This window comes from uncultured Chitinophaga sp. (genome assembly GCF_937898475.1).
GTDB lineage: Bacteria > Bacteroidota > Bacteroidia > Chitinophagales > Chitinophagaceae > Chitinophaga.
Map to the genome: position 1 here is coordinate 144,809 of NZ_CALEJS010000028.1, position 6,154 is coordinate 150,962.

The 6,154-nt window shown below is 49.8% G+C and carries 4 protein-coding genes; 1 reads left to right on the forward strand and 3 read right to left on the reverse strand.

What is annotated here, in order from left to right:
* Window positions 1-122: 122 nt before the first annotated feature.
* Window positions 123-1,391, reverse strand: coding sequence for an N-acetylmuramoyl-L-alanine amidase (locus Q0577_RS19070; protein ID WP_298739112.1), 1,269 nt, complete (start codon window positions 1,389-1,391; stop codon window positions 123-125).
* 230 nt (window positions 1,392-1,621) lie between these two features.
* On the opposite strand from Q0577_RS19070, the gene Q0577_RS19075 reads away from it, so the two are divergent.
* Entirely contained in the window at window positions 1,622-4,438 is a 2,817-nt protein-coding gene (locus tag Q0577_RS19075) for a putative LPS assembly protein LptD (RefSeq protein WP_298739113.1), read from the forward strand.
* Here Q0577_RS19075 and Q0577_RS19080 read toward each other — a convergent pair.
* Window positions 4,407-5,186, reverse strand: coding sequence for a lysophospholipid acyltransferase family protein (locus Q0577_RS19080; protein WP_298739115.1), 780 nt, complete (start codon window positions 5,184-5,186; stop codon window positions 4,407-4,409). The two genes, Q0577_RS19075 and Q0577_RS19080, sit on opposite strands and share 32 nt — an antisense overlap.
* 139 nt (window positions 5,187-5,325) lie before the next feature.
* The gene (gene ung / locus Q0577_RS19085; RefSeq protein WP_298739117.1) at window positions 5,326-6,000 is read right to left on the reverse strand and encodes a uracil-DNA glycosylase; all 675 of its coding nucleotides are present in this window, start codon (window positions 5,998-6,000) and stop codon (window positions 5,326-5,328) included.
* Between the last annotated feature and the right edge of the window lie 154 nt (window positions 6,001-6,154).

Here is a 6,154-nt window from a genome sequence, read left to right on the forward strand (position 1 = left end):
ATCAGGATCAGCTTTCTGCAGAAAAGCTAAAATTATATTAAAAGGCGGTGCAGGAAAACGTTGTGGGGTTGCAGAAGTCTTAAGAATGGGGGTGTATTCGGAGTCGGAAACACTGGCAGGGATCAGAGTTGCGCATCCAGGCGCAGGCCATTTTTATACTGGACAACAAATGCATCATGGAAACCGACTTGTTTTGCTTTACGCAAAGCTGCCTCCGCTTCCGGTTCTGATCTGTAATTTCCCCAGATGTATTTATTTAACCGTTTGCTGTTGATGATCACCGGCTCCTGTTCAACCGAGCCCCCCAGATCTTTAAAAATGGGGGACTTGGTGGTATAATTTTTATCGCTTACCAACAGCTGCACGCGGTACCGTACACCGGAAGCGGCCGTTGTGGCCCTTGACGCCGGCTGCCGGTAGCCGGTTTCAATTACCGGCTGCACGGTGGGTTCGGGCACAACAGGCTGGGGGGCAGGGGCTACTTCTTCCTTGAAGTTGCCAAAGCGTTCCAGTTCTTCCTTATAGCGTTTTACGGCTTTATAGATGCACATGGCGGCTTCATTCTGGCCCTTGGCAGAGTTCAGGTATTCTTCCTCGTCGGGGTTGCTGATGAAGCCCAGTTCTACCAGCACGCTGGGCATGGCGGTAGCCTGTAACACCCAGATGCCTTTTTCATTACGCTGGCGGGCGCCGCGGCTGATGCGGCCCACTTTCGTAAATTCATCTTCCACCATGGTGGATAAACGAAGGCTCTGGTCAAAAAAGGCATTGCGCAGGGTATTGAGCAGGATGAAGGTCTCAGGGTCTGCAGCATCCATCACTTCCTTGGCTTCTTCAGAGTTCCCGTCCAGCACCATCACAGAGCTTTCTTTCAGCGATTCCATTTTAGCGTTGTTCTTGCTGGTGGCCCATACATAGGTTTCTGTGCCCTGGGCCTGGCTGGCGTAGTATTTATAGATGGGTTGTTTAACTGCCACCCTGCGTTTACCCTTTTTACGGTATACTGTTTTGTAACCGGTTATTTTGCGCGCTTTAGGCGCAGAGTTACAGTGAATGGATATGAACAGGTCTCCCCGGGCATTATTGGCAATTTCTGCCTTGCGGCGGGGATCGTCAAAACGGTCTACTTTTCGTGTATACACCACCTTTACATCCGGCATGTTCTCTTCGATGATCTTTCCCAGCTTCAGTGCAACATCCAGTGTAATTTCTTTTTCGGTAGAATAGCTTCCCCTCGCTCCAACGTCGGAGCCTCCATGTCCCGCATCAATAACAATAGTTCTGAGTGGTTTGTCCTGTTTCCGGGGACCCGGCAGGTTTTTAGCCTGAATAAAAAAGGTACAGATAAATAGCGTTCCGCATCCTAAAATCCAAAGTCGGTTCCAGCGCATGTTTCTAATTTTAATGGGCTTTAGTTAGTCAAATATACAATTGAGGATCGTCAATTGCGAAGTGTGAAACCCAGGTAAGATGTTGGGGTATGATCCGCTGTCCATCCTCGTCGTTCATCATTCGTAATTGATCATGCTCAATCACATTAGTTAATTATATCTTAATTCACCCGGGACCTTGTATCCCCCGGGGTTCTTTTTCGTTTTACAGATGATTAATAAAATTATTTGTGCAAAATCTTGTAGGTTTGTGCCCGCTTGACACAATGAGCCCTGACCACAAAAATAATTATAAAAAGCTTTTAAGACAGTACCTGTTCGTGGCAGGTACATTTGCTGCTTTTTTCCTTATTATAGATGCATTCGCCAGTCCTGCGCCACATTCCAGACCGTTTTTTAACAAAATTTTCACAGATACCGTACCGGTGAACAGGGACACAATGCCCCTGAAACGCCTGCCAGTATCTGATTCCAGCGTAAGCAGGGATACCGTTCCGCTGCTCAGTGCCGATACCACACAGCCGCAGGACAGCACCGTAGTGGATACCATGTCCATGCCAAAGCTGTCAAAAGACAGCCTGGATGCGCCGGTAAACTACAAGGCCAAAGACTCCATCGTGCTGATGATCCCCGACAAGCGCTTTTACCTGTACGGCAATGCCAATACCAAGTATAAAACGGTAGACCTTACCGCGGAGCGGATGAACTTTACTCAATCTACCGGCGTCCTGGAGGCTACTACTGCCAAAGATACCAGCGGCAAGCCCTTTGGCCGTCCGCAGCTCAAAGATGGCGATCAGGCCTTTGATTCCGATACGCTGCGCTATAATTTCAATACACAGAAGGCGAAGATCTATCATACCCGCTCCCAGTACGGTGAAGGCTTTGTACACAGCCAGCAAACCAAACGGGAGGACGATAATACCATTTTCGGTTTCAAGAACGGCTATACCACCTGTAACCTGGATACCCCGCACTTCCAGTTCCGTGCGCGGAAGATCAAGGTGGTGCCGGATAAACTGGTGGTGTCTGGTCCCGCCAACCTGGAAATAGAAGGCGTGCCCACCCCCTTGTTCATCCCCTTTGCCATTTTTCCCATTACCCATGGCCAGCGCTCCGGTATCCTGCCTCCGCAGTACGTGGTAAACGCCCAGAAAGGGGTAGGCCTGGAACAGGGAGGGTATTACGTAGGATTGGGGGAGTACTTTGACCTCACACTAAGGGGTGATGTGTATTCTTACGGCAGCTGGGCCCTTACAGCCAGTCCTACCTACCGCAAAAGGTATCGCTACAACGGCGGCTTTAACCTGAGTTTTGCCACCACCCGTTTTGGCGACCCTGCGGTGAAATCAGAGTTTACCCGTTCCCGTGACTTCAGGGTGACCTGGAACCACAGTATGGACAGCAAGGCCCGTCCGGGAGTAAATTTCGGCGCCAACGTAAACTTTGGTACCTCTTCCTATAATACGTATAACGTATTTGATTATTATACCCGCGTGAATAATAATATCGGTTCGTCCATCAGTTTTTCCAAAACCTGGCAGGGCAAGCCGTATAACCTGAGCGTCAGTCTCAACCATAACCAGAACCTGTCTACCAGGGATATCTTTATCTCTTTCCCGGATGCGTCGTTCAACGTGAACACCATCTATCCCTTCCAGCCCAAGGAGATGGTGGGTACACCCAAGTGGTACCAGAAGATAGGGGTATCCTACAGCACAGTGCTGCGTAACAGCGTGAGCTTTAAGGACACCATGTTCCTGAAAAAGGAAATGTTTGATCGCCTGCAGACAGGCATGCAGCATACCATCCCGGTGTCGTTCTCTATCCCGATCGGCAGCTTTACTCTGTCGCCGGGTATCAACTACTCCGAATACTGGTATACCCGGAAAATGTTCCGTACCTGGAACCCAAGGAAATTCAACCCGGCCACCGATACCCTGGGAGGTATTGATACTACGTACCAGACGGGCTATTTTGCCGCCCGCCAGGCCAGCGCCAGTGTTTCACTGTCTACCGCCCTTTACGGTATGTATGTGTTCAAGAAGACGTCCAAGATCAAGGCTATCCGCCACGTGATGCGTCCTACCATTGCGTTGAGCTACCAGCCCGACCTGGCCAGGCATTCTTACGCCAACCTGCGCTACGGTTTCGGCCCTGATGATATTACCCGCTACTCTTATTTTGAAGGATCGGTCATAGGGGTGCCCTCGGAGGGGAAGGCCGGACTGATCTCCTTTGGCCTGGATAATAACCTGGAGATGAAGGTGGCCTCGAAGAATGACACTTCTGCGGCCAAGGAGAAGAAGATCAAGCTGCTGGACGGTTTCGGCATCAACGGCAGTTACAACCTGATGGCCGACTCGTTCAAGCTGTCTACGTTCGCCATTTATGCCCGTACCAACCTGTTTGAGAAGGTGAACATCTCTGCCAGCGGTACGCTGGATCCCTACCAGGTAGATAGCCGCGGCCACCGGCTGGACAACCAGTATGTGTGGCAGCAGGGTAAGCTGAGCCTCGGACGGCTCACCAATGCCAATATCACGATGAGCACCTCTTTCCAGTCGGGCGATAAGAAGAGCAAGGAGAAAGAGCAGCAGCAGCAGGACATGCTCAACCAGCAGAACATGGACGCCCAGCAGGAAGCGCAGGCACGCCAGCTGCAGATGATCCGTAACAACCCCGGAGAATACGTGGATTTCGATATTCCCTGGCGGCTGGACCTGAGCTACAGCTTAACCTACAGTAAAACGATCATCCCGGATTCCGGCGGGGTAGTGACCAACTTAAACCAGTATGTGAACTTCAACGGTGATTTCAGCCTCACGCCGAAGTGGAAAATAGGCCTGAACAGCGGTTATGATTTTGTGAACCATGAGATCGCCTATACGAATATGTATATCTCCCGCGACCTGCATTGCTGGCAGATGTCCATCAACCTGATACCCTTCGGTACCTATCGTCAGTTCAGTATCACCATCAGTCCCAAATCAGGGCTGCTGCGCGATCTCCGCATTAACCGAACGCGGCAGTTCTATGATTTCTAGCAGGTGCATTGTGTGCTTCAATGTAGTCCCACATCATCCTGAATACCTTTTCCTTTAACGCAGGTATATCGTCTTTGGTGAGCCCTGCTGTGGATACCGGTGGCAGAAAATGAAAGTCGATCCGGTGGGGCAGGGCATAGAAGATGCGGCCTGGCGGCAGTATTTTCCGCGTATGGAACACCACTGCCGGAAGAATGGGGTGCTGTGTATCTATGGCGAGAGAAAACGCGCCGTCATAAAAAGGTTTCAGCGGCTGATCTGTTGTGTTGCGGGTACCTTCGGGATATAAAAGCATATGCATGCCCATCTCCAATACCTTCTTCATCGATTCGTAGCTCTGGCGGCGGCTATTTTCGTCCTTACGGTCTACCAGCACACTGCCTATTTTATACATCATGCCAAACAGGGGGATCCTGGACATTTCTACTTTAGCCAGGGTCTTATTTAACCCGGGTACGCCGGGAGTAGTTACCGGAACATCCATCAGTGAATTGTGATTGCATACCACAATGTAATTGACCCCGGGCTCAAAATACCCGAGTCCTTTTCTGCGTACCGGACAAAACACCAGCGGCAGGTATACGGCCATCCAGCCTCTTGCGAGGGGAAAGAACCAGCGCATCCGCTGCGGCTCGGGCAAAAGGGAAACGAGCCACATTGGTATACACATGATGATCAGGGTGACGAGAAACAACAGTAAGCCATATACGGCATATAAACGGGCAAGAATATTCTTTAACCAGCTCATAAAAGTGCAGTTACGGTGTCAATTGCAGTTAAACCAGACCATGCAAATTTACGATATAGTTATATATTATGTTAATATGTTTTGTGTTATACCCGTGTAGTTAGGCACTGGTTTGCTTTCAGGCGGTGATTATACGCCTTCAGCTCAGGCTCCAGTCTACCGGCTGTATCCCCGATTTTGCCAGCAGCTCATTGGCTTTGGAGAAGTGCCTGCATCCAAAGAATCCCTTATCGGCGCTGAAAGGAGAGGGGTGGGCGGCTTTCAGTACGTGGTGGCGGGTGGCATCTATCAGGATCTGTTTATCCTGGGCAAACCTTCCCCACAGCAGGAATACCACGTTCTCTTTTTTCTCTGATATTTTACGGATCACTGCATCGGTAAAGGTTTCCCATCCTATTTTACTGTGAGAAGCGGGTTCTGATGCCCTGACGGTAAGGATGGCATTGAGCAGCAGCACGCCGTGTTCGGCCCATTTGGTGAGGTTGCCATGGGAGGGGATGGGAAGGCCTAGATCGGATTTCAGTTCTTTATAGATATTGATCAGGGAGGGCGGCGGCGGTACCTCGTCCTGCACGGAAAAGCATAATCCATGTGCCTGTTTGGGGCCGTGATAGGGATCCTGCCCGAGGATCACCACTTTTACTTTATCAAATGGGGTGGTATTGAATGCATTGAAGATCAGGTTGCCGGGCGGGTAAATGGTTTTGCCCAGGGCTTTTTCATGTTTGAGGAACATAGCGATCTCTCCAAAATAGGATTTTTCAAACTCATCTTTCAGTACCTCTTTCCAACTGGCTTCTATTTGTACATCCATGGCTATAATATTAGAAAAACGTCTAAATTTGATTAATTGATAGAAATTTATAAATTTGCACTCCCAAAATGAAGGATAAATATAGGGATTTATTTAAAAGGACCGGTAGCTCAGCTGGATAGCGCATCCCGACTTCCAGTCGGGAAGGTCCTTG